Here is a 22,661-nt window from a genome sequence, read left to right as displayed (position 1 = left end):
GTCCGGCCGACTCCGCGACCGGACCTGCGGACGCTCGGTCAGGGTGCATAAGCCCTGATGAACAGCTCCACCACTTCCCGCACATGCTGCTCGGCATCTTCCCCTTCCAGGGCGGCGCCGCAGCCGATCAGCAGGCGGAAGTTATGCCCGCCCTTGATCAGGCAGAAGAAATGCTCGGCGGCGTTCTGTGCGTGTTCGATGCGCAGCTTGCCGGCCTGGTTGGCCTGGGCCAGCAGCCCGGTCATTTCCTGCAGGATTTGCAGCGGCCCCGCCTCGTAGAACATCCGTGACAGCTTCGCGTCCTGGTTGGCCATGGCCACCATCACGCGGTGCAGTTCCACGGATTCACGGCTGTTGATCAGTTGGTGAAAGCTGCGGCCGATGTTCAGCAGCACGTTCTCGATACTGGCATCCGGCGGCAGCTCGAACAGCAGCTCAGGCAGCTGCTCCTCGCACTTGGCCTTCACCGCGGCGGAGAACAGCGTCTCCTTGTCGGTGAAATGGCTGTACACGGTCAGCTTGGACACTCCGGCCTCGGCGGCGATGGCGTCCATGCTGCTGCCGTCGTAGCCGTTTCGTAGGAAAAGATTCTTCGCGGCTTCGAGAATTGCCTTTCTTTTGGCCGGATCTTTCGGGCGGCCTGGGCCGCTGGTCGGAAATGAATTGTCAGACATTTCTTTCTAAATACTGGACTGGTGAGTTTGCTATTTTTACTATACCCAGCAGTATAAATATTCCAGCTGCTCTTCGCGAAAGGTCATTCATCATGTTTCGCCATGCCTTGCCCCTCGCTCTGCCCCTTTCTCTCTCCCTGTTGATCACGGCCTGCGGCAATGGGGAGCCTGTGCAACAGGTGGTGCGTCCGGCCATGGTGGTGCAGCCCGAGCCTGCGGCGGACGCGGTGGACACTTTCCCGGGTGAAGTGCGCTCGCGCTACGAGCCGGAGCTGGCCTTCCGCATTGGCGGCAAGATCGCCAAGCGCCTCGTGGAAGTGGGGCAGCGGGTGAAGAAGGACCAGTCCCTGGCCGAACTGGACCCGGAGGACGTGCGCCTGCAACTGGAGGCCAGCCGGGCCCAGGTCGCCGCCGCCGAGGCCAACCTCAAGCTGGTGCGTGCCGAGCGTGATCGCTACCGCACCTTGCTGGACCGCCAGATGATCAGTCACTCCCAGTACGACAACGTGGAGAACCAGTACCGTGCCGGCGAGGCGCGGGTGAAGCAGATCAAGGCCGAGTTCAACGTCGCCAGCAACCAGGCCGCCTACACCGTGTTGCGCGCTTCCCAGGATGGCGTGATCGCCAGCCGCCGCGCGGAAGTGGGGCAGGTGGTGGCCGCCGGACAGACGGTCTTCACCCTGGCTGCGGACGGCGAGCGTGAAGTGCTGATCAGCCTGCCGGAACATGCCATCGACCGCTTCAAGGTCGGCCAGGATGTGGCGGTCGAGCTCTGGTCGCTGCCCGGCCAGCGTTTCCCGGCGCGTATCCGTGAGCTGGCGCCGTCTGCCGATTCGCAGTCGCGCACCTTCGCCGCGCGCGTCGCCTTCGCCGATGGCAAGGTCCCGGCAGAGCTGGGGCAGAGCGCCCGCGTCTTCATCCGCAGCAATGGTTCGGTTCCGCTTTCCGTACCGCTCTCGGCGCTGACCGCCGAAGCGGGCCAGCCCTATGTCTGGGTGGTGGATCCCAAGGACTCCACTCTCAAGCGCCGCCTGGTGCGCGTTGGCCCCTATGGCGAGGACCGGGTGCCGGTTCTCGAAGGTCTGCAGCCCGACGATTGGGTCGTGGCCGCCGGCGTGCAGGTGCTGCGCGAAGGCCAGCAGGTGCGGCCGGTGGACCGTGCCAATCGTTCGGTGAAGATGCTGGCCAAGGAGTAAGGCGCCGTGAACTTCAACCTTTCCGCCTGGGCGCTGAAGAACCGCCAGATCGTCCTCTACATCATGCTGCTGCTGGGCATCGTCGGGGCCATTTCGTACACCAAGCTGGGTCAGAGCGAAGACCCGCCCTTCACCTTCAAGGCCATGGTGGTACGCACCAACTGGCCGGGCGCCAGCGCCGAGGAAGTGTCCCGCCAGGTCACCGAGCGCATCGAGAAGAAGCTGATGGAGACCGGCGAGTACGACAAGATCATCTCCTTCTCCCGACCCGGCGAATCGCAGGTGACCTTCATCGCCCGCGACTCCATGCACTCCAACGAGATTCCCGAGCTCTGGTACCAGGTCCGCAAGAAGATCAGCGACATTCGCCACACCTTGCCGCCGGGTATCCAGGGACCGTTCTTCAACGACGAGTTCGGCACCACCTTCGGCAACATCTATGCGCTGACCGGCGAGGGCTTCGACTACGCCGTGCTCAAGGACTACGCCGACCGCATCCAGCTGCAACTGCAGCGGGTCAAGGATGTGAGCAAGGTGGAACTGCTCGGCCTGCAGGACGAGAAGATCTGGATCGAACTGTCCAACGTGAAGCTGGCGACCCTGGGGCTTCCCCTCGCTGTTGTTCAGCAGGCGCTGGAAGAGCAGAACGCCGTGGCCTCCGCCGGTTTCTTCGAGACGGCCAGTGACCGCGTGCAGCTGCGGGTTTCCGGCCGCTTCGATTCGGTGAAGGAAATCCGCGATTTCCCCATTCGCGTGGGGGACCGCACCTTCCGTATCGGCGACGTCGCCGATGTCCGCCGTGGCTTCAACGACCCGCCCGCTCCGCGCATGCGCTTCATGGGCGAGGACGCCATCGGCCTGGCCGTGTCCATGAAGCCCGGCGGCGACATCCTGGTGCTCGGCCAGGCGCTGGAGCAGGAGTTCGCCCGGCTGCAGCAGAACCTTCCGGCCGGCATGCAGCTGCGCAAGGTGTCCGACCAGCCGGCGGCGGTGAAGACCGGGGTGGGGGAGTTCGTTCGCGTGCTCACCGAGGCCTTGATCATCGTGCTGCTGGTGAGCTTCTTCTCCCTGGGCCTGCGCACCGGCCTGGTGGTCGCGCTGTCCATCCCGCTGGTGTTGGCGATGACCTTCGCCACGATGTACTACCTGGGCATCGGCCTGCACAAGATTTCCCTCGGCGCGCTGGTGCTGGCGCTGGGGCTGCTGGTGGACGACGCGATCATCGCGGTGGAGATGATGGCCATCAAGATGGAGCAGGGCTACGACCGCCTGAAAGCGGCCAGCTATGCCTGGAGCAGCACGGCGTTCCCGATGCTCACCGGCACCCTGATCACCGCCGCCGGCTTCCTGCCCATTGCCACCGCGCAATCCGGTACCGGCGAGTACACCCGCTCGATCTTCCAGGTGGTGACCATCGCCCTGGTGGTGTCCTGGATTGCCGCGGTGATGTTCGTCCCCTATCTGGGCGACCGCCTGCTGCCCGATCTGGCCAGGCTGCACGCGAAGCAGCACGGTGGCAGCGACAAGGGCCACGATCCCTACGGCACGCCCTTCTACCAGCGCGTCCGGCGCGTGGTGGAGTGGTGCGTGCGGCGGCGCAAGACGGTGATCCTGCTGACCCTGGCCGCGTTCGTCGCCTCCATCGCCCTGTTCCGGTTCGTGCCCCAGCAGTTCTTCCCGTCCTCTGGCCGACTGGAACTGATGGTCGACCTCAAGCTGGGCGAGGGTTCGTCACTGGCCAATACCGAGGCCGAGGTGAAGCGCCTGGAGCAGATGCTGCGCGACCACCCGGGTGTGGATAACTACGTGGCTTATGTCGGCACCGGCTCGCCGCGTTTCTACCTGCCGCTGGACCAGCAACTGCCTGCGGCGAGCTTCGCCCAGTTCGTGGTGCTGGCCAAATCCATAGAGTCCCGCGAGGAAATCCGCAGCTGGCTGATCCAGGTGCTGAACGATGATTTCCCCACCCTGCGTAGCCGTATCTCGCGCCTGGAGAACGGCCCGCCGGTGGGCTACCCGGTGCAGTTCCGCGTATCCGGCGAGCATATCGACGAAGTCCGTGCCCTGGCGCGCAAGGTGGCCGACAAGGTGCGCGAGAACCCGCACGTGGTGAATGTGCACCTGGACTGGGAAGAGCCGAGCAAGGTGGTGCGGCTGAATATCGACCAGGACCGCGCCCGCGCCATGGGCGTGAGCACCGCCGACCTGTCGCAATTCCTGCAGAGCTCGCTGACTGGCGCGCCGGTCAGCCAGTACCGCGAAGACAACGAGCTGATCGAGATACTCCTGCGCGGCACCGTGCGTGAACGCCAGGAGCTGGCGCTGCTGCCGAGCCTGGCGGTGCCCACGGACAACGGCCGCAGCGTGCCGCTGTCGCAGATCGCCACCCTGGAATATGGTTTCGAGGAAGGCATCATCTGGCACCGCAACCGCCTGCCCACCGTGACCGTGCGTGCCGACATCTACGACAAGTCGTTGCCGGCCAGCCTGGTCAAGGACATCTCGCCGACGCTGGACCCGATCCGTGCCGAGTTGCCGGACGGCTACCTGCTGGAGGTCGGCGGCACCGTGGAAGACTCTGCCCGTGGCCAGCGCTCGGTGAACGCCGGCATGCCGCTGTTCGTCGTGGTCGTGCTGACCCTGCTGATGCTGCAACTGAAAAGCTTCTCGCGCTCGGCCATGGTGTTCCTCACCGCGCCCCTGGGGCTGATCGGCGTGACCCTGTTCCTCCTGGTGTTCCGCCAGCCCTTCGGCTTCGTCGCCATGCTCGGCACCATCGCCCTGGCGGGGATGATCATGCGCAACTCGGTGATACTGGTGGACCAGATCGAGCAGGACATCGCCCACGGGCTGGATCGTTGGCACGCCATCATCGAAGCCACGGTGCGGCGCTTCCGCCCCATCGTGCTCACCGCGCTGGCGGCGGTGCTGGCGATGATCCCGCTGTCGCGCAGCGTGTTCTTCGGCCCCATGGCCGTGGCCATCATGGGCGGGCTGATAGTCGCCACCGCCCTGACCCTGCTGTTCCTGCCGGCACTCTACGCCGCCTGGTTCCGGGTCAAGCCCGCGGAGGCGGAGCAGGTCCAGCCGGCGCTGGCTTCCGACCCGCAGCCCAGCCACTGACGACAAAGGCCCCCTCGGGGGCCTTTTTTTTGGGCGCTTCGGCCATTTCTGCCAATCATCCGGCTGGTTCCTCCCCGGCCCTTGGCGGCGTGGGCATGCGCGCCGAGACTGACCGGGCTTGCCTCAGCCCATGATCACAAGACGAGGTGTCCATGCAGCACGCGACCCAGGTGGAATTGCTCAAGCGAACCCTGGCCCTGGTGGAACGGGGCGTATCCGAATGCGTCGAGTCGCCGTCGGCACTGCCGGTGGATCTCTACCTCGACGAGCAGCGCTACCGCCGCGAACGGGACGAGATACTCCGCCGCGAGCCATTGCTGGTAGCCCGTTCCAGCGAAATTCCCGCCGGCCACTTCATCACTCGCGACCTGCTGGCACCGCTGTTGCTGACCCGTGACGAGCAGGGGCGACTGCGCGGTTTCCTCAACGTCTGCAAGCACCGTGGCACTCAATTGGTGGGCGATGCGGCCGGGCGCAACCGGGTCTTCGTCTGTCCTTACCATGCCTGGGCTTACAACCCGGACGGGCAGCTTCGCGGCATTCCCCACGGATATGGTTTCCAAGGCATCGATCGTGCTTGCCTGAACCTCACCCAGGTGCCGGTCGCCGAACGCTTCGGTGCCGTCTGGGCACGTCACTCACCGGGGCCGGCGCTGGATATGGACGCCTTCTTCGGCGAGCAGATCCTGGCTGACTTCGACAGCTTCGCCCTGGACGATCATGTGATCTTCGATCCCCAGGACATCCGCCGGCCGGTGAACTGGAAGCTGACCATCGATACCTTCCTGGAGAACTACCACGTCACCAGGGCGCACCAGGCCACCATCGACCATCTGTTCTGGCCCAATCTGGGCCTGTTCGAGCGTTTCGGCCGGCATATCCGCAACTACTACGTGAAGCGCAACCTGCAGGAAATCCTCGACCAGCCGGAGCGGGACTGGAACCTGCGGCGCCACGGCAATCTGCTGTACTTCCTCTGGCCCAACACGCTGGTGCTGGTGGAGCCGGACCATATCGATTTCTCCACCGTGTTCCCCGACGGCCCGCTGGCGACCCGTGTGCTCGGGCATACCTTGCTGCCGGAAGCGCCGGTGACGGAAAAGGCGCAGCGTTATTTCGAGAAGAACAACGCCATCCTCTATTCGGCCCTGGAGGAAGACTTCGCCATGGCGGTACGAGTCCAGGCGGGGATCCAGGCCGGTGCCAGTGACCGGCTCTGGCATGGCCGGTTCGAACAGGCGCTGAGGTGGTTTCATCAGGGGTTGGATGAGGCGTTGGGGGAGGAGCGCGTGGAGGTGCTGGGGAGGTGAGGGAATAGCGGATTGGCAATCCGGTGTGAGTTGACCTGGACGTAGTTGTCCAGCCTATTGCCGAGTGGGCTTCAGGTTTCTGTTTCGCCCCCGGCGAGTCTCTTTTTTCAAGCGTCGGAGTGCCGCCCACAAGAAAGAAACCCAAAGGGCGTACCCCGCATCCGGGTCCGGCTGCGCCGGACTTCCCTCCTTCCATCGTTGCGCCGGGGGGCGCGGCGAGAGTGGCCATTCATGGCCCCGCACGCCTCTCGCGGCATTCATGCCGCGCGTCCTCCTGAAGGGGCGGTCTTGCTGCCCCACCGCTTCCGCACGCCGACAGGTGATGACTGGTCATCAGGACTGCCGCGGCCTGTCAGGCGTGATTCACCGATCTACCTCCGGGAGAGGGGCTGGGGGGGAGGGTAACGTCCGGCTGCACGGCGTTCATCAGCCGCAATCACTCAAATTTCCCAATCCCGTTTCAAGGCTATTTACCGGAACCACAACCGGCCACCCATAAAAAGCCCGGCATCAAGCCGGGCTCTTTTTACTGCGTTGCGACGCTCAAAGTGCGCCGAACACCTTCTTCGCCAGGCTGGTAGCCGCCCCTGCCGGATTCTGGCGGATGCTGGCCTCCTGCTCGGCGATCATCTTGAACAGGCCGTCCAGGGCCTCCTCGGTCACGTAGTTCTCGACATTCGCGCTCTTGGCGTCCACCACGCCGAAACTCGCGGCCTGGCCGGCGAAGCTGTTGTACTGCTGGGCCAGGCCCACCTTGTCGGTGGCCTGCTTGACGATGGGCAGGAACTTGGCGCGCAGCTGGTCGCGGCTGGTCTTGTTCAGGTACTGGGTGGCGGCGTCGTCCGGGCCGCTGAGGATGCCCTTGGCATCCTGCACGGTCATTTTCTTCACCGCGTCCACCAGCAGCGCCTGGGCTTGCGGTACTGCAGCCTCGGCGGCCTTGTTCATGGTTGCTTCCAACTGCTCCACCTGGGCGCCCATGCCCATCATCTTCATGGTCCTGGCGGCCTTGCCGAGGTTGCCTGGCAACTCGATGCGCACATCCGGGTTGCCGGAAAAGCCACCCGGCTTGCCGAGCTGCTGGACGGCAACCTTGGCACCCTGGGTCAGGGCATCCTTCAGGCCGCCGCTGGCGTCCTGCTGGCTGAGGTCGGCGAGGGACAGGGCGAAGGCGCTGGCGGAGAGGGTGAGGCCGGCGCAGAGGGTAGCGAAGCGGATCATGGCTGCATCCTTGTGGCGATGGAGGGGCGGTCTGCCTCGGTACTCAGCGAACCGGGTCGACCTTGATCCGCAGGGGCTGCGGATCGGAGCCGTCGAGTTTAACCGAGTGCTGCTCGGTGTTGATGAACATCAGCCGGCCATCCAGTTCGATCCGTGCGCTCACGGCATAGCGGCGGTTGGGCTGGACTTTGGCCGGATCGTAGTCGAGACGGAAGGCGAGGGGCACCTGGCCCTGGACCGGGCCATTCTGGCGGGCCAGTTCCACCGCCGGGGCATCGGCCAGGGATACATCCTGAAGGCTGACACTGAGGGTGGCGGCGGGCGGGAGCGCCATGCGCTGGAGGTAGAAGACCTCGCCTTCCAGATGGCGAGTTTCGTCGGCTGGCTGGCCGACGCAGGCAGTGAGCAGGCCGCTGGCGAGAATCATGGGCAGTGCTTTCATCTGAACCTCAGGGTCGTATGGAATCGATAGGACCCACTATAGAAGGCAATGTGCGACGGGCCATGGAGCCCGGAAAGACATCGCCCCCGGTACGGGGGCGATGTGGAGCGGTCAGTGCTGGTCGTCGTCCAGCGCGGTGCTGGAGATGGCGTTCAGGGTGTTGTTGAACTGCACCGTTTCGTTGAAGGCCTTGACCAGGGCGCGGAAGCGGTCCTTGGCGGCGATCAGTTGCTTGAGCTTCTCGGCAAGCTCGTCTTCCTTGCGGTTCAGCGCGGCCTCGCGCTCGTCGAGGGATTCCGCCCGGCGCACCAGGGACTCGGCCAGTTCATCGTTGCGCTGCTTTTCCAGGCGCAGGGTTTCGGCAAGCTTGGCCGTGCTGCGGTCGCGGGCTTCGACGCTTTCGGCCAGGGCCTTGAGGGCGGTGCTGCGCTCGGCCAGTGCGCGGGCATTGTCCTCTGCGTTGCGCTCCAGGTTGGAGACTTCGCGGGTCAGCCGTGCTTCCAGCAGACGCAGTTGTTCGTCCTTGTCGGCCAGGATGCGTTCTTTCTCCTGCAGCAGGGCTTTGCGTTGCTCGAGGCCTTCCTGCTGCTTCACCGTTTCCAGCTTCTGCTGGGTCAGGCCCTTGGCCATGTCCGCGAGGGAGTCGAGGGTGCTCTGTACGTCGCACAGCACGCTATCGGCCTCGTTGTCGGAGACGGCGGGGAGAATCGGTTGAGGTTGGATCATGGCGGTCGGCTGCTCCGATTCCACCGTCGCCGGCTCATTCAGGTGTTCAGTTGCCTGCTGGGGCGGTGGGGGTTCCGTGGCGATTTCGGCGCCGTTGCTCGGCAGGTCCTCGACTTCGAGGGGCAATCCGGCTTCCGTTTCAGGTTCAGGTTCAGGTTCAGGTTCAGGTTCAGGTTCAGGTTCGGCAGTTGCCGCAGGTTCGGATTCGGGTTCAGGGGCCACTGGCTGCGAGGGCTCCTCAGCGTGGGCTGCCGCTTCGCCCGGTACGTCAACCGGCTCGTGCCCGACCTCCTCCACGACTGCCTCGTCTGTTGGCGCGGGCATCTCGGTGGCGGCTTCGACGACTGCCGGCGAGGCCAGGCTGAAATCCACGCCGAGGGCGCGGCTGTCGATGGGGGAGAAGGACGCAGCCGCAGTGGCGGGTTCATCCGGCAGTGGCGGGCGGCTAGACGGTAGCGGGTCGCCGATGTTGCTGCTTTCGCGGGTGGCAATCAGTTTGCTGATGGAAGATCTGTTGATGGACAGGCAGTGGTGATCTCCCGAGACGGCTGGATCGTTGCCATCGCCGGTGATTTCGCCCTTGAGCTGGACGAAGTGGAATTCTGCTTTGCCGGACGTGCTCATGACTCTTCCCCCCTGGTGATCTCCCTGAGCACCTGAACGGTGTGTTGCCATTCCTGCTCGGACTCCAGGCCGGCAAGGCGATAGCCGTTCTCCCGGGGGATGGCGCTCGCCACATACACCTTGGCGGTGCCCTGGCGGCCTTCTTCGTTGAGGGTGTAGACGAGGATATTGCGATCGATCAGGGGGATGGCGAAGCTGCACAGGACGGCGGCGTTTACCGCCTCTCCGGTGCCGTTCTCGACTGTGATGGTTCTCAGCAGCATGGATTGGGTCTTCCGTGTTCGGGCTGGTGGTGCACTCGGGTTACCGAGAGGCGCAGCGCCGAATGGTACGGAGAGGGCTCAGGCGAGCCTGCCGGGAATTGCCCAGTCGGGATGTGGGAACGGTCCCAAAGGAGAAGCGCCAGGCCCGAAGGCCGGGCGCGAAGTATCAGCCGGCTTCTACCGGGGCTTCCGGCTCGGCTTCGACCTGGCGATCGAATGCCACCTGGCGGATGGACAGGCGAATCTCCGCCGGCAGCACACGCTTGGCCGCACCCTCGGCCAGCTCGCCAAGCAGTTCGTGGTAGCCGAGTTTGCCCGCTTCGTCCTGGCTCAGTACGCGCTGGTCCAACATCGTCTGGATAAAGTGGCGGAACAGGCTCTTGTCGAAGAACTCCGGGGCGTTCAGGCCGTGGAGGATCGACAGTCGCTGGGCCATGACGGTGCAGAGGTCTTCGAGCTCTTCTGCGCTCAGCTGGTTCTGGCCGGCGTTGAGCAGCAGGGCGATGGCCATGTAGAAGCGCTGCAGGGTCTGGACAATGGCACGGGCCAGCAGGGTCAGCAGCACGAACTGCCGCGAGCTCGGAGCTGGACGCACATAGACGTCGCCCTCGACTTTGAGCAGACCCTGCTCGACGAAGGCCGCCAGCCACTGGTCCACGACGCCATCCAGTTCGCTCGTGTCCCAGCGGATGAACAGTTCCGCCTGCAGATAGGGGTAGAGCGCACGGGTGTAGCGCAGGATCTGCTCGCGGCTCATCCGCGCACTGCTCTGGAAGAAACAGGCCAGCAGGGCGGGCAGGGCGAACACATGGAGCACGTTGTTGCGGTAGTAGGTCATGAGGACGGCGTTCTGCTCGTCCAGATAGAGGATCTTGCCCAGCGCGTCCTTCTGCTCCGCGAGCAGGTCCATGCTCTGCACGTACTGGATCAGCGCCTGTCCGTCGCCTTCCGGCAAGGTGGCGTGGGGCGAATAAGGCACGGCACGGATCAGGGCCAGGTAGAGGTCGAGCACGCGGGTCAGGGCGCGTTCATCCAGGGCCAGGCGGGTGGTGGAGAGCAGTGCCAGGGCCACCAGGTTGACCGGGTTGATCGCCGCTGCGTCGTTGAGGTGGCGGGCGATGCGCACGGCGAGCTGGTTGGTAGTGTCGTTGAGCCAGGCCGGGCGGAACTGCGGGCCCAACTCCTGGGCGCGCCAGTCCGGGTGCTGCTGGTCGAGGAATTCGGCCAGCTTGATCGGCTCGCCGAAGTTCACCGCCACCGAGCCGAAACGAAGCTTGAGGGCGCCGATGACCTTGAAGATGTCGAAGATGGATTCCTTCTTCTTGCTCGCGCCGCGCAATTCGCCCAGGTAGGTGCGGCCTTCCAGCACACGCTCGTAGCCGATGTACACCGGCACGAAGACGATGGGCAGGCGCGAGGAGCGCAGGAAACTGCGCAGGGTGATGGCGAGCATGCCGGTCTTCGGATGCAGCATGCGGCCGGTGCGCGAGCGCCCGCCTTCGACGAAGTACTCCACCGGGAAGCCGCGGCTGAACAGGGTGTGCAGGTACTCATTGAATACCGCCGTGTACAGCGGGTTGCCCTTGAAGGTGCGGCGCATGAAGAAGGCACCGCCACGGCGCAGCAGGCCGCCGATCACCGGCATGTTGAGGTTGATGCCGGCGGCGATGTGCGGTGGGGTCAGGCCGTTGCGGAACAGCAGGTAGGACAGCAGCAGGTAATCGATATGGCTGCGGTGGCAGGGCACGTAGATGACCTCTTGGCCATGCACGATGTCCTGCACCTGCTCGATGTGGTTGACCTTGATGCCCTCGTAGAGCTTGTTCCAGAACCAGGACAGCACCACTTCGAGGAAGCGGATGGCGGTATAGGCGAAGTCGGAGGCGATCTCGTTGCCGTACTTCAGCGCCTGGGCCTCGGCAGTGGCCACGCTGACCTTCTCGCGCTCGGCTTCCTCGGCTATGGCCTGGCGCACCAGCGGGCCGCGCACCAGCCCTTTCACCAGGTTGCGGCGATGGGACAGGTCGGGGCCGATGACCGCGGTCTTCTGGTTGCGGAAGTGGACCCGCAGGATGCGGTTGACCATGCGCAGTGTGCGTTCCGGTCCCTTGTCCTGCTGCACCAGCTCGCGCAAGTGGATGGGCGCGGAGAACTGCACGCGGGTCTTGCGCCCGAGGATGAGGATGCTGACCAGCTTGCGCAGGCGGCCGGTCACTGCCCAGCTGTCGGCGAACAGCAGCTTCCAGGGACTGGTTTCACGGTCGGGCGACTGGCCCCAGAACACCGTCACCGGAATGATCTGCGCATCTTCCACCGCATGCTGCTGGATGGCGCCCAGCACCCGTACCAGCGTGGGGGAGGCGCCGCGCTTGTCCTGGCCGCCGAGCCAGCCCGGCTCCGGCGTCAGGTAGAAGAAAGCGGTCGGCTCCAGCAGCTCGCCCACTGCCACCGGCAGCACCGGACGTGGCAGGCCGGCCTTGGTGCATTCCCGGTCCACTACCGCCAGGTCGCTGGCCGAGGGTTGCTGCAGTATATAGAGCACCGGCTTGCTGCGGTCGAGCTTCAGGGTGAAGGCGGACTGGTTGATGGTCTCGGAGCGCACCCAGAGATAAAGCAGGCGGCGCAGGGCACCAAAGGCGAGTCGGCGGAAAGGGGAGCGGGTCATGACAGGGTAAGGCTGTGAAACGAGCGATTGCTCGGGGCGGCTAGTTTGCCGCATTCGCCGCCGGGTCGCAAAAAGCCGAGGGCTGTCGTTTTTACCCGAATTTTCCTGCAACTTTTCGCACAAGGGGCGGTCTTGCAATGCCTGCGGGGGACTCCTTATAGTCCGCCAGCGTTTTGCAAGGCCCCGGTGGCCAGCATGGCCAGGGGCTGTTCCCGACGGGACTAGAGGCCATGATCGAAATAACAAATCTGACCAAGCGCTTTGCGCAGCACACTGCCGTGGACAACCTGTCCTTCAGCGTCGCACCGGGGGAGGTGCTGGGGTTCCTTGGCCCCAATGGCGCGGGCAAGTCCACCACCATGAAGATGCTCACCGGCTTCCTCGCGCCGACCTCCGGCAGTGCCAGCATCTTCGGCTTTGACATCCAGACCCACACCCTCAAGGCGCAGCGGGAAATCGGCTACCTGCCGGAAGGCGCTCCCTGCTACGGCGACATGACGGTGCGCGGTTTCCTCGAGTTCATTGCTGAAGTGCGTGGTTTCCGCGGTGCGGAGAAGAAGGCACGGGTGGCCCGTGCGGTGGGGCAGGTGGAACTGGACAACGTCCTCGGCCAGTCCATCGAGACCCTTTCCAAGGGCTACAAGCGCCGCGTCGGCCTGGCCCAGGCGATCCTCCATGATCCGCGCGTGCTGATCCTCGACGAACCCACCGATGGCCTCGATCCGAACCAGAAGCACCAGGTTCGCCAACTGATCCAGAGCCTGGCCCACGAGAAGATCGTGATCATTTCCACCCACATCCTCGAAGAGGTCACGGCGGTCTGCACCCGCGCCCTGGTGATCGCTTCCGGCAAGGTGGTGGCCGATGGCACGCCCTTCGAGCTGGAAAGCCGCTCCCGCTACCACCAGGCGGTGACGCTGGTGGCCGAAGAGCCGCTGGACATGCTGGCCCTGGCAGTGCTGCCGGGCGTGGCCGGTATCGAGGAGAACGCCATCTCAGGCGGCCTGACCATCCTGGCCAAACCGGGCGAAGTGATCTTCCCGCAGGTGAACCAGCTGATTCACCAGCGGGGCTGGAAAGTGACGGAGCTGGATGTGGAGCGCGGCCGTCTCGATGAGGTGTTTCGCCGACTGACCCGGGGAGAAGCGGCATGACGCAGTTGCCGGTTATTTTCAAACGCGAGTTGGCGAGCTACTTCGCTACCCCGCTGGCCTATGTGTTCATCGTGATCTTCCTGGTGTTGTCCGGGGTCTTCACCTTCTATCTGGGCGGCTTCTACGAAAGCGGCCAGGCGAGCCTCGCACCCTTCTTCAACTTCCACCCCTGGCTCTACCTGTTCCTGGTGCCGGCCATCGCCATGCGCCTGTGGGCCGAGGAGCGCAAGTCCGGCTCCATCGAGTTGCTGATGACCTTGCCCATCACCCGCTTCGAGGCGGTCACCGGCAAGTTCCTGGCCGCCTGGGCCTTTGCCGGCCTGGCGTTGCTGCTGACCTTCCCCATGGTGGTCACGGTCAACTACCTGGGCGAGCCGGACAACGGAGCGATCATCACCGGTTACATCGGCAGCTGGCTCCTGGCCGGGGCCTTCCTCGCCATCGGCTCCTGCATGTCCGCGCTGGCGAAGAACCAGGTGATCGCCTTCATCCTCGCCGTCAGCGTGTGCTTCCTGTTCATTGTCAGCGGCTTCCCGCTGGTGCTGGATGCCTTCAGCGCCTGGGCGCCGCAATGGCTGCTGGACGCCGTGGCCTCGCTGAGTTTCCTCACCCGTTTCGATGCCATCAGCAAGGGTGTGATCGACCTGCGTGACCTGCTCTACTTCGTCACCCTGATCGCCGCCTGGCTGGCCGCCACCGCCGTGGTGGTCGATCTGAAGAAGGCCGACTGAACATGAAAAGACTGATGTATTCCGGCGCCGGGCTGCTGCTCATCGCCCTGGCTTTCCTGGCGTTCAACATGCTCGCCGGGCTGACCCTGACCAACGCGCGGGTCGATCTCACCGAGCAGAAGCTCTACACCATCTCCGACGGAACCAGGAAGATCCTTGGCGAGATCGACGAGCCCATCAACCTGTACTTCTTCTATTCCGACAAGACCGCCAAGGACCTGGTGGTGCTGCGCAACTACGCGCGGCGCGTGGAAGAGATGCTGAAGGCCTACGAGCGCGTCGCCGGCGGCAAGATCAAGCTGCACATCGTCGACCCCGAGCCTTTCTCCGAGGATGAGGACAAGGCCGCCGAGTTCGGCTTGCAGGCGGTGCCGCTGCAGCAGGGCGGCGACCAGGTCTACTTCGGCCTGGCCGGTACCAACGGCGTGGACGACACCCAGATCATCCCGTTCTTCCCGCTGGACCAGGAAGAGTTCCTGGAGTACGAGATCAGCCGCTTGGTGCAGAGCCTGGCCAAGCCGGAGCGCCCGGTGGTGGGGGTGATTTCCGGGCTGAAGATCAATGGTGGCTTCGACATGATGAGCCGCCAGCCGACCTCGCCGTGGATGGTGATGGAGGAAATCCGCCAGCTCTTCCAGATCGAGAGCCTGAAGGGCGATGTCGACCAGATTCCCGAAAAGGTCTCGGTGCTGTTGCTGGTGCATCCGAAGAACCTGCCGCAGCAGACTCAGTACGCCATCGATCAGTTCGTCCTGCGCGGAGGCAAGCTGCTGGCCTTCGTCGATCCGTGGAGCGAAGCCGACAGCGGCATGGAGATGCCGGGCGAGCCCGGGGGCGACAAGGCTTCCGACCTGGGCACCCTGTTCAAGGCCTGGGGCCTGCAGATGGTGCCGGGCAAGGTACTGGGTGACGGCGCCAACGCCATGTCCGTGAGCGTTGGCGAGGGCAAGCCGCCGGCGCGTCATGCCGCCTGGCTCAACCTGCCCAAGCGCAGCCTCGACCAGGCCGACGTCAGCACCGCGGGCCTGGAGAACATCACCGTGGCCACCGCGGGTATCCTCAAGCCGCTGGAAGGCGCCAAGACCCAGTTCGTGCCGCTGATCCAGAGCTCCGAGTACGCCATGCCCTTCGACGTGCAGCGCTTCGGCATGCTCGCGGACCCGGAGGAGCTGATCCGTGAGCTCAAGCCCACCGGCGAGCGCTATACGGTGGCTGCGCGCATCAGTGGTCCGGTGCAATCGGCGTTCCCCGATGGCATCGAGGGCCGCAAGGATGGCCTGAAATCGGCGAAGAACATCAACGTGATCGCCGTGGCCGATACCGACATCCTCAGCGATCGCATGTGGGTGCAGGTGCAGGACTTCTTCGGCCAGCGCGTGCCGCAGCCCTGGGCCGACAACTCCGGCTTCGCCATCAACGCCCTGGACAACCTGGCCGGTTCCGATGCGCTGATCAGCGTGCGTTCCCGTGGCCGCTTCAGCCGTCCCTTCGACGTGGTGGAGAAACTCCAGCGTGACGCCGAGGTGAAGTTCCGCGAGCAGGAACAGGTGCTCCAGCAGCGCCTGGCCGACACTGAGCAGAAGCTGGCGTCGCTGCAGCAGAACCAGGACCCGGCCAAGGCGCTGGAATTGACTCCGGAACAGCAGGCGACGCTACAGCAGTTCATCCAGGAGAAGCTGCGCATCCGCAAGGAACTCCGAGACGTGAACTTCCAGCTCAATGCCAGCATCGAGGACCTGGGGCGCACCCTGAAGTTCGTCAACATCGCCCTGGTGCCACTGGTGCTGACACTGGGCGTGCTGCTGCTGTGGTTCTGGCGCCGTCGGCGCAAGGCTTGAGGAGGGCGATATGGGACGCAATGGCCTGATCTTTCTCGCCCTGCTGGCCGCCGGACTGGGCACCGCCTATTACATTCAGCAGGACAGTGCGCGGCCCCAGCCGAAGGCCGTCGTCAGCCGTGAGCTCCTGTTGCCGGAGCTGCAGGGCAAGCTGGAAGGCGTGACGGCGCTGGACGTGCAGGTGCCCGGCCAGCCCGACCTGCGCCTGGCGCGCAAGGATGGTGTCTGGGTGCTGCCGGCCAAGGCCGACTATCCGGCGGCCGGCCAACCCGTGGCCACGCTGCTGAGGGCGCTGGCCGAGGCACGCAAGGTGGAAGCCAAGACCGCCAACCCCGAACTGCACGGTCGCGTCGGCCTGGCGGAGAAGGGCGAGTCCAGCGAGCAGGGGGCGCGCATCAAGGTTGAGCGCGGCGGCGAAGCATCCCTGGAACTGCTGCTGGGCAAGCCGGCACAGCAGGGCAAGGGGCAACTTGTGCGCCTCTATGGTGATAACCAGGTCTGGCTGGTCGACCAGGTCATGCCGCTGCCGACGAGCGAACTCAACTGGCTGGACCGCCGGGTGGCGGCGATCCCCTTCGCCAGCGTCCGGCAGGTGGAGGTGACCTACCCGAACGGCGGCCGGCTGACCGTCTACCGGGATACCGCCGAAGAACCCAACCTCAAGCTCAAGCAACTGCCCAAGGGTCGTCGCCTGGCCTACGAGGCGGCTGCCAACGGCATGGCGACCCTCTTCGCTGGTCTGGAGTTCGCCGACAACGCGCCGCTGGCGCAGGTGCAGTTCAAGGGCAAGCCGTTGCTGCAGTTCAGCCTTCTGACCTTCGAGGGGGGTGAGCTGCGCGGTGAGGTCTACGGGCAGGGCGAACAGCCCTGGTTGGTGCTCAAGGACAAGAAGAAGTTCGGCGAAGAGCAGGTGCCCGGCAAACTGGATTGGGCTTATCGACTGGAGCCATTCCAATATCAGGCACTGGCCAAGAAGCTTGAGGACGTACTTGCCACCAAGTAGTGCAAGTTATTGAAGTAAGGCGGTAAATCGGACTTTGACCGGTTCATTTCCGCCTTTCCTCATGCCCCATTTTGTACTGTTCGGGAACCAAAAAAGGGCGTGCAGCCCGCATGGGACGGCCATTCTGCACTGTCATAAAAAAGTGCTTTTCAGCGCGAACTCTTGTCGTATACTCCGGTCGCGGTCATAAAAAGAACGCCATTCGAAATACCCGCTCCAAGCTTGATTCCGCCGGGGTTGGATATAACAAGAAGAACGTCTTTGCCGCACCGTCGAAACCCCCAGCAAAGGGGGTACACAACAAAATTGCGAGTTGGAGAGAGCAGTAATGGCTGATCGTGAGATCGGAACCGTCAAGTGGTTCAATGACGCCAAGGGCTATGGTTTCATTCAGCGCGAAAGCGGTCCTGATGTGTTCGTTCACTACCGTGCTATCCGCGGCGAGGGTCATCGCTCTCTGCTGGAAGGCCAGAAGGTGGAGTTTTCCGTGATCCAGGGTCAGAAGGGCCTGCAGGCGGAAGACGTCGCCAAGGTCTGAGACTCAAAACAAGAGGCCCGTCAGTGACGGGCCTTTTGCTTTCTGCGAATCCTTGATCGAGCTGCCGATCTGTCAGTCGGTACGCCAGATGATTTCCTGCTCGCCTTCCGCGTTCACCTTGATCCAGCGGTCGGCGTCTTCTTCGCCCTGCGCTTCCTGCCAGCCACCTGGCGCGCAGCGGATTTCCACGCCCAGGGCCGCGAAGGCCGCGCGTGCACAACCCAGATCATCCTCCCAGGGCGTGGCGTCGCTTTCCAGGTAGAGACTGTGCCACTTGCCAACGGCCTTGGGCAGCCAGGTGACGGGAACATCCCCGGCCAGGCATTTGAAGGTCTGCCCCCTCTGTTGCCAGGGCGTGCAGGAACCCAGCGCCGCATTGAGCCAGGCGGTGACGGCCTCCTGGTCGGCGTCCTTGAGGTAGATCTCGATATCGGGTTGACGCATGGGGGACTCCCTAGAGTTTCTCGATCCAATCGTAGCGAATGGACACCGTCACATCGAAGGCTTCGGCCACCACCGCGGCGCGGCGTTCGGCGCTGGCACGCCAGCCGTGCGGGGTCATGGCCAGCAGGTCCGCGCGAGCCTCGGCGTCAGCCAGGTGCATGCGATAGCTCAGCGTTTCGCTGTGGGCCAGGCGCATGCCCGCTGGAATTTGCGACAGGTGCTTCTCGTCGTCGTAGTCGCGGACTTCATCGTAGAGCTTCTCGCGCAGCTCCAGCAGGTGCTCTCGAGTGGGCCCCATGCGCAGCAGGCCGCCACCGGGGGACAGCAGGCGCAGCGCTTCCTGCCAGTCCAGTGGGCTGAAGACGCTGGCGAGCAGGTCACAACTGCCGTCGGCCAGGGGAACCCGCGCCATGCTCGCCACCAGCCAGTGCAATTGCGGGGCGCGGCGGCAAGCGCGCTTCACCGCCTCGCGGGAGATGTCCAGGGCGTAGCCATCGGTGGCCGGCAGGGCCATGGCTAACTGACCGGTGTAATAGCCCTCGCCACAGCCGATATCCAGCCAGCTTTCCGGGTCGCGCTCGGCGGCGAGCGCCGCCAGGCGGCTGGCGAGCGGTGCGTAATGGCCGCCGTCGAGGAAGCGCCGGCGCGCCTCGACCATGGTGGCGTTGTCGCCCGGGTCGCGGCTCTTCTTGTGCTGCACCGGCAGCAGGTTGTAGTAGCCCTGGCGCGCGCGGTCGAAGCTGTGATTGGCCGGGCACACCAGGCCCTGTTCACGGGCGCTCAGCGCACCCTGGCAAAGGGGGCAGATGAGTTTCATTGGGCGAGCAGGCGGACCAGGGTCTGCTGGTAGATGTCGGTCAGCAGGTCGAGATCGCTGGCCAGCACCCGCTCGTTCACCTGGTGGATGGTGGCGTTCACCGGGCCCAGTTCGACCACCTGGGTACCCATGGTGGCGATGAAGCGGCCATCGGAGGTGCCACCACTGGTGGACGGCGTGGTATCGCGGCCGGTGATGGCCTTGATGCTTGCGGAGACCGCGTCCAGCAGTTCACCCGGCTCGGTGAGGAACGGCAGGCCGGAAAGCGCCCATTCCAGGTGGTAGTCCAGGCCGTGCTTGTCGAGGATGGCCTCGACGCGGCGCTGCAGGCCTTCCACTGTGGATTCGGTGGAGAAGCGGAAGTTGAACACCGCCACCAATTCGCCCGGGACCACATTGGTGGCGCCGGTGCCGGAGTTGAGGTTGGAGATCTGGAAACTGGTCGGCGGGAAGAAGGCGTTGCCGTCATCCCAGTGCTCGGCGGCCAGTTCAGCCAGGGCGGGGGCAGCCAGGTGGATAGGGTTCTTCGCCAGGTGCGGGTAGGCCACATGGCCCTGTACGCCGCGCACGGTCAGCTTGCCGCCGAGGGAGCCGCGACGGCCGTTCTTCACCACGTCGCCCACCAGCGAGGTGCTGGATGGCTCGCCGACGATGCACCAGTCCAGGCGCTCGCCACGGGCCGCCAGGCGCTCGACCACGGCTTTGGTGCCGTGATGGGCCGGGCCTTCTTCGTCGCTGGTGATGAGGAAGGCGATGGCGCCCTTGTGCTGCGGGTGGTCGTTCACGAAGCGTTCAACCGCCACCACCATGGCGGCCAGGCTGCCTTTCATGTCCGCTGCGCCGCGGCCGCAGAGCATGCCCTGTTCGTCGATCAGGGCGTCGAACGGCTGGTGCTGCCAGGCTTGCACCGGGCCGGTGGGCACTACATCGGTATGACCGGCGAAGCAAAGCACAGGGCCTTCGCCGCCACGGATGGCCCAGAAGTTTTCCACATCCTCGATGCGCATGCGTTCGATGCGGAAGCCTGCGGCTTCCAGCCGGCGCATCATCAGATCCTGGCAACCTTCGTCGACCGGGGTGACCGAGGGACGGCGAATGAGGTCGCAGGCGAGTTCGAGGGTGGGGGACAGGGCAGACATGGGGGCTCCGGAAAGCAGCGCGGGAACGCAAGGGAAGAAAAGGCGGATATCTTAAAACAAGAACGGCGGCCAAGGGCCGCCGTTTAAGGGTTTCGCTCGCCAATCAGGCGGTAGCGACCTCCTCTTGCTCCTCTTCCTGACCCTTGGGCAGGGAGGAGAGCAGCGCCATGATCAGCGCGGCCAGGTACGGCAGCGACTGCACCAGCAGCATGGCCACCCAGAACTTCACATCCGGGCTGGGCATGCCCTGGACGATGGCGATGCCGATGGCCGCGCCCCACAGCAGGAGCATCACGAAGACCTCTTCACGGGCTTCGGCCAGGGCCATCATCAGGCCGTGGTTGCTGCGCATCTTCGGTGTGCGGAAGAAGGGAATGCTCTTGGTGAAGAAGCCGTAGAGCACCGCCTTGGCGATGGTGTGCGAGAGCGCGAGCCCGGCCACCGCCGCACAGAAGGCGTCCTTCAGGTTGACCCCCACTGCGCGCTGGTAGAGGAACACGATCTTGCCCACCTTGAAGAAGAACAGCGCCAGCGGCGGGATGGCGAAGATCAGCAGCGGCGGGTCGACCCGCTGCGGCACGATGATCATCGCCGCCGACCAGAGCAGGGCACCGATGGTGAAGAAGATGTTCAGGCCATCGGCCACCCAGGGCAGCCAGCCAGCGATGAAGTGATAGCGCTGGCCCTGCTTGAGCTTGGAATCCTTGCCCAGGAACAGGCTGCGGGCGTGACCCTTCATGATCTGGATGGCACCGTAGGCCCAGCGGAAGCGCTGTTTCTTGTAGTCGATGAAGGTGTCCGGCATCAGACCACGGCCAAAGCTCTCGTGCGCGTAAGCCGCTGCATAACCACTCTTGAACACGCGCAGACCCAGCTCGGCGTCTTCGCAGATGGTCCAGTCGGCCCACTTCAGCTCGTCCATCACGCGGCGACGGATCATGGTCATGGTGCCATGCTGGATGATGGCGTTGCGGTCGTTGCGGGTGACCATGCCGATGTGGAAGAAGCCCTTGTACTCGGCGTAGCAGAGCTTCTTGAAGGTGTTTTCGTTGCCGTCGCGATAGTCCTGCGGCGACTGTACCACGGCGATTTCCGGGTCGGCGAAGTGCGGAACCATGTACTTCAGCCAGTTGCGGTCGACGCAGTAGTCGGAGTCGATCACTGCCACCACTTCGGCATCCGGCGCGGTGTACGGCAGGATGTAGTTCAGCGCGCCACCCTTGAAGCCTTCCAGCGGGGCGACGTGGAAGAACTTGAAGCGCGGGCCCAGCTGTTCGCAATAGTCGCGCACCGGTTCCCAGACGGCCGGGTCCTTGGTGTTGTTGTCGATGATCAGGACTTCGTAGTCCGGATAGTCGAGGTTGGCCAGGGCGTCGAGGGTCTGTTTGACCATCTCCGGCGGCTCGTTGTAGCAGGGTACGTGTACCGACACTTTCGGCCGGTAGGCGGTGTCGGCCAGCACCGGCAGGAACGGACGGCGGCGCTTGCGCACCCAGACCGCCTCGGCCAGTTCATGGGCCTCGGTGAGGAGCACGATGAATACCCCCAGGGCACCGATACCAAGTAGGAGGCCCACGGTCAGGCTGAACCAGGTGCTGTACTGCTGGCTGTAGTCGTAGGCGATCCACACCAGCACCGAGCCGCCGGCGAAGGCGACGAAGGTGAGGAAGGTGCGACCGCGCTGGCGCAGGGCGCTGCCGTCGATCAGCATCAGGGCCAGGGCCAGCAGGGCCATGACCACCGAGGCCACCGCGAGCATGCGCCATTGCGGAATGGCGATCACCGGGCCTTCGAAGGCGAACTTGGGCTGGCGGTCGAGGTTGTAGACGCCCCAGTAGGCGCCTACCGAGCCCTCGTCGCTGGCCTTCCACGGCTGGTCGAAGGCCTCGATCACGAAGTAGTTGTAGCCCTTGGCGTTGAGGGCGTTGACCAGGGTGCGCAGGTAGATGGCCTGGTCGGCCTGGGACGCGTCGGCACCGCCACGCATGCGGCCGTTGCTCGGCCAGCCCACTTCAGACAGCAGCAGCGGCTTCTTCGGGAAGGCCTTCTTCAGGTCCTTGGCGCGTTCCAGGACGAATTCGGTGGAATCTTCCATCGGCACGAATTCCCAGTAGGGCAGCACGTGGGCCGCCACCAGGTCGACGTGCTTGGCCAGTTCCGGGTACTTCAGCCAGATGTGCCACTGCTCGGAGGTGGTTACCGGAACCTTCACGGCGGCGCGGACGCGGTCCAGGTAGACCATCAGGTCCTTGCGGCTGATCTCGCGACGGAACAGGGCTTCGTTACCCACCACCACGCGGACCACGCTGCGGGACGCGTTGGCGATTTCGATGGCCTTGGCGATCTCGCGCTCGTTGCGCTCCTCGTCCGGGCTGATCCACACGCCCAGGGTCACCCGCAGGCCGAATTCCTCGGCCAGGCGCGGGATGTCGGCCAGGGTGCCGTCCACCGAGTAGGTCCGGATGTTGTCGGTCTGCTTGCTCAGCAGTTCGAGGTCCTGGCGGATCTGCTCGTCGGTGGGGTAGCGGTTCTGCTGGGGGTTCTGGTCCGCGCGGAACGGCGAGAAGGAATAACCGGAGATCTGTTCCGGCCAGTCCGGCGCAGTGACCGGGCGGTTGTAAAGCGCCCAGATACCGGTGAACAACGCGGCAACCGCCACGAAGACCACCAGGTTGAGTCCAAATTTACGCGATGGCATAGAGGTCAAGGGTTCCGAATCGAGGAACTGGGTCCCATAGGAGAACGGCCTGCAG

The 22,661-nt window shown here is 64.5% G+C and carries 18 protein-coding genes; 8 read left to right on the top strand and 10 right to left on the bottom strand.

From position 1 onward, the window contains the following. Window positions 1–38: 38 nt before the first annotated feature. Window positions 39–674, bottom strand: a complete 636-nt coding sequence (locus tag FXN65_RS22090) for a TetR/AcrR family transcriptional regulator (protein ID WP_151136417.1) — start codon at window positions 672–674, stop codon at window positions 39–41. A gap of 92 nt (window positions 675–766) precedes the next feature. Here FXN65_RS22090 and FXN65_RS22085 point away from each other — a divergent pair, with 92 nt between their 5' ends. The 3 genes from FXN65_RS22085 (at window position 767) to FXN65_RS22075 (ending at window position 6,303) form a co-directional block, all read left to right on the top strand. After that, on the top strand, window positions 767–1,870 hold the full coding sequence (locus tag FXN65_RS22085) for an efflux RND transporter periplasmic adaptor subunit (protein WP_151136415.1): 1,104 nt from the start codon (window positions 767–769) through the stop codon (window positions 1,868–1,870). Window positions 1,871–1,876: 6 nt separating this feature from the next. Then, a complete protein-coding gene (locus FXN65_RS22080) occupies window positions 1,877–4,993 on the top strand; it encodes an efflux RND transporter permease subunit (RefSeq protein WP_151136413.1) in 3,117 nt (1,038 codons plus the stop codon). A 152-nt stretch (window positions 4,994–5,145) separates the two neighbouring features. Continuing rightward, window positions 5,146–6,303, top strand: coding sequence for an aromatic ring-hydroxylating oxygenase subunit alpha (locus FXN65_RS22075; protein WP_151136411.1), 1,158 nt, complete (start codon window positions 5,146–5,148; stop codon window positions 6,301–6,303). A 543-nt stretch (window positions 6,304–6,846) separates the two neighbouring features. Here the strand turns inward: FXN65_RS22075 and FXN65_RS22070 are convergent. From FXN65_RS22070 to plsB, 5 genes are all read right to left on the bottom strand, one after another. After that, window positions 6,847–7,524 (bottom strand): DUF4197 domain-containing protein, encoded by a 678-nt coding sequence (locus FXN65_RS22070; RefSeq protein ID WP_151136409.1) that lies wholly within the window; start codon window positions 7,522–7,524, stop codon window positions 6,847–6,849. A gap of 43 nt (window positions 7,525–7,567) precedes the next feature. Continuing rightward, window positions 7,568–7,966 carry a YbaY family lipoprotein gene (locus tag FXN65_RS22065; RefSeq protein WP_151136407.1) on the bottom strand — a complete coding sequence of 133 codons (399 nt, stop codon included), beginning with the start codon at window positions 7,964–7,966 and terminating at the stop codon, window positions 7,568–7,570. Window positions 7,967–8,077: 111 nt separating this feature from the next. Then, window positions 8,078–9,316 carry a hypothetical protein gene (locus tag FXN65_RS28040; protein ID WP_178119381.1) on the bottom strand — a complete coding sequence of 413 codons (1,239 nt, stop codon included), beginning with the start codon at window positions 9,314–9,316 and terminating at the stop codon, window positions 8,078–8,080. Further along, complete coding sequence (locus tag FXN65_RS22050) at window positions 9,313–9,579, bottom strand: hypothetical protein (protein ID WP_151136403.1); 267 nt, start codon at window positions 9,577–9,579, stop codon at window positions 9,313–9,315. Before FXN65_RS22050 ends, FXN65_RS28040 begins: the two co-directional genes overlap by 4 nt. 166 nt (window positions 9,580–9,745) lie before the next feature. After that, on the bottom strand, window positions 9,746–12,244 hold the full coding sequence (plsB, locus tag FXN65_RS22045) for a glycerol-3-phosphate 1-O-acyltransferase PlsB (protein WP_151136401.1): 2,499 nt from the start codon (window positions 12,242–12,244) through the stop codon (window positions 9,746–9,748). Window positions 12,245–12,474: 230 nt separating this feature from the next. On the opposite strand from plsB, the gene FXN65_RS22040 reads away from it, so the two are divergent. The 5 genes from FXN65_RS22040 to FXN65_RS22020 all read left to right on the top strand — a co-directional run bounded on the left by FXN65_RS22040 (window position 12,475) and on the right by FXN65_RS22020 (window position 17,508). Next, window positions 12,475–13,398 carry an ABC transporter ATP-binding protein gene (locus tag FXN65_RS22040; RefSeq protein WP_151136399.1) on the top strand — a complete coding sequence of 308 codons (924 nt, stop codon included), beginning with the start codon at window positions 12,475–12,477 and terminating at the stop codon, window positions 13,396–13,398. Then, window positions 13,395–14,129, top strand: coding sequence for an ABC transporter permease subunit (locus FXN65_RS22035; RefSeq protein ID WP_151136397.1), 735 nt, complete (start codon window positions 13,395–13,397; stop codon window positions 14,127–14,129). Before FXN65_RS22040 ends, FXN65_RS22035 begins: the two co-directional genes overlap by 4 nt. Before the next feature lie 2 nt (window positions 14,130–14,131). After that, window positions 14,132–15,967 carry a GldG family protein gene (locus tag FXN65_RS22030; RefSeq protein WP_151136395.1) on the top strand — a complete coding sequence of 612 codons (1,836 nt, stop codon included), beginning with the start codon at window positions 14,132–14,134 and terminating at the stop codon, window positions 15,965–15,967. A 10-nt stretch (window positions 15,968–15,977) separates the two neighbouring features. Continuing rightward, a complete protein-coding gene (locus FXN65_RS22025; protein ID WP_151136393.1) occupies window positions 15,978–16,970 on the top strand; it encodes a DUF4340 domain-containing protein in 993 nt (330 codons plus the stop codon). A gap of 328 nt (window positions 16,971–17,298) precedes the next feature. Beyond that, complete coding sequence (locus FXN65_RS22020; RefSeq protein ID WP_004421058.1) at window positions 17,299–17,508, top strand: cold-shock protein; 210 nt, start codon at window positions 17,299–17,301, stop codon at window positions 17,506–17,508. 72 nt (window positions 17,509–17,580) lie between these two features. Here FXN65_RS22020 and FXN65_RS22015 read toward each other — a convergent pair whose 3' ends face one another. The 4 genes from FXN65_RS22015 to FXN65_RS22000 all read right to left on the bottom strand — a co-directional run bounded on the left by FXN65_RS22015 (window position 17,581) and on the right by FXN65_RS22000 (window position 22,606). After that, a complete protein-coding gene (locus tag FXN65_RS22015; RefSeq protein WP_151136391.1) occupies window positions 17,581–17,952 on the bottom strand; it encodes a hypothetical protein in 372 nt (123 codons plus the stop codon). A 10-nt stretch (window positions 17,953–17,962) separates the two neighbouring features. Further along, window positions 17,963–18,769, bottom strand: a complete 807-nt coding sequence (locus FXN65_RS22010) for a putative RNA methyltransferase (protein ID WP_151136389.1) — start codon at window positions 18,767–18,769, stop codon at window positions 17,963–17,965. After that, on the bottom strand, window positions 18,766–19,908 hold the full coding sequence (gene dapE / locus FXN65_RS22005; RefSeq protein ID WP_151136387.1) for a succinyl-diaminopimelate desuccinylase: 1,143 nt from the start codon (window positions 19,906–19,908) through the stop codon (window positions 18,766–18,768). Before dapE ends, FXN65_RS22010 begins: the two co-directional genes overlap by 4 nt. 103 nt (window positions 19,909–20,011) lie before the next feature. Then, window positions 20,012–22,606: a glycosyltransferase gene (locus tag FXN65_RS22000; RefSeq protein ID WP_151136386.1), complete on the bottom strand. Its 2,595-nt coding sequence runs from the start codon at window positions 22,604–22,606 to the stop codon at window positions 20,012–20,014. Window positions 22,607–22,661 lie beyond the last annotated feature (55 nt).

The organism is Pseudomonas lalkuanensis, assembly GCF_008807375.1.
Taxonomy (GTDB): domain Bacteria; phylum Pseudomonadota; class Gammaproteobacteria; order Pseudomonadales; family Pseudomonadaceae; genus Metapseudomonas; species Metapseudomonas lalkuanensis.
This window is presented reverse-complemented; position numbering and strand designations above follow the sequence as displayed.

What these genes read in the sequence shown, in the direction of transcription:
- FXN65_RS22025 (WP_151136393.1), top strand. Translation starts at nt 15,978, where the DNA reads ATGGGACGCAATGGCCTGATCTTTCTCGCCCTGCTGGCCGCCGGACTG.
- FXN65_RS22075 (WP_151136411.1), top strand. Translation starts at nt 5,146, where the DNA reads ATGCAGCACGCGACCCAGGTGGAATTGCTCAAGCGAACCCTGGCCCTG.
- FXN65_RS22000 (WP_151136386.1), bottom strand. Translation starts at nt 22,606, where the DNA reads ATGCCATCGCGTAAATTTGGACTCAACCTGGTGGTCTTCGTGGCGGTT.
- FXN65_RS22050 (WP_151136403.1), bottom strand. Translation starts at nt 9,579, where the DNA reads ATGCTGCTGAGAACCATCACAGTCGAGAACGGCACCGGAGAGGCGGTA.
- FXN65_RS22065 (WP_151136407.1), bottom strand. Translation starts at nt 7,966, where the DNA reads ATGAAAGCACTGCCCATGATTCTCGCCAGCGGCCTGCTCACTGCCTGC.
- FXN65_RS22010 (WP_151136389.1), bottom strand. Translation starts at nt 18,769, where the DNA reads ATGAAACTCATCTGCCCCCTTTGCCAGGGTGCGCTGAGCGCCCGTGAA.
- FXN65_RS22030 (WP_151136395.1), top strand. Translation starts at nt 14,132, where the DNA reads ATGAAAAGACTGATGTATTCCGGCGCCGGGCTGCTGCTCATCGCCCTG.
- FXN65_RS22020 (WP_004421058.1), top strand. Translation starts at nt 17,299, where the DNA reads ATGGCTGATCGTGAGATCGGAACCGTCAAGTGGTTCAATGACGCCAAG.
- FXN65_RS22035 (WP_151136397.1), top strand. Translation starts at nt 13,395, where the DNA reads ATGACGCAGTTGCCGGTTATTTTCAAACGCGAGTTGGCGAGCTACTTC.
- FXN65_RS28040 (WP_178119381.1), bottom strand. Translation starts at nt 9,316, where the DNA reads ATGAGCACGTCCGGCAAAGCAGAATTCCACTTCGTCCAGCTCAAGGGC.
- FXN65_RS22015 (WP_151136391.1), bottom strand. Translation starts at nt 17,952, where the DNA reads ATGCGTCAACCCGATATCGAGATCTACCTCAAGGACGCCGACCAGGAG.
- dapE (WP_151136387.1), bottom strand. Translation starts at nt 19,908, where the DNA reads ATGTCTGCCCTGTCCCCCACCCTCGAACTCGCCTGCGACCTCATTCGC.
- plsB (WP_151136401.1), bottom strand. Translation starts at nt 12,244, where the DNA reads ATGACCCGCTCCCCTTTCCGCCGACTCGCCTTTGGTGCCCTGCGCCGC.
- FXN65_RS22040 (WP_151136399.1), top strand. Translation starts at nt 12,475, where the DNA reads ATGATCGAAATAACAAATCTGACCAAGCGCTTTGCGCAGCACACTGCC.
- FXN65_RS22090 (WP_151136417.1), bottom strand. Translation starts at nt 674, where the DNA reads ATGTCTGACAATTCATTTCCGACCAGCGGCCCAGGCCGCCCGAAAGAT.
- FXN65_RS22085 (WP_151136415.1), top strand. Translation starts at nt 767, where the DNA reads ATGTTTCGCCATGCCTTGCCCCTCGCTCTGCCCCTTTCTCTCTCCCTG.
- FXN65_RS22070 (WP_151136409.1), bottom strand. Translation starts at nt 7,524, where the DNA reads ATGATCCGCTTCGCTACCCTCTGCGCCGGCCTCACCCTCTCCGCCAGC.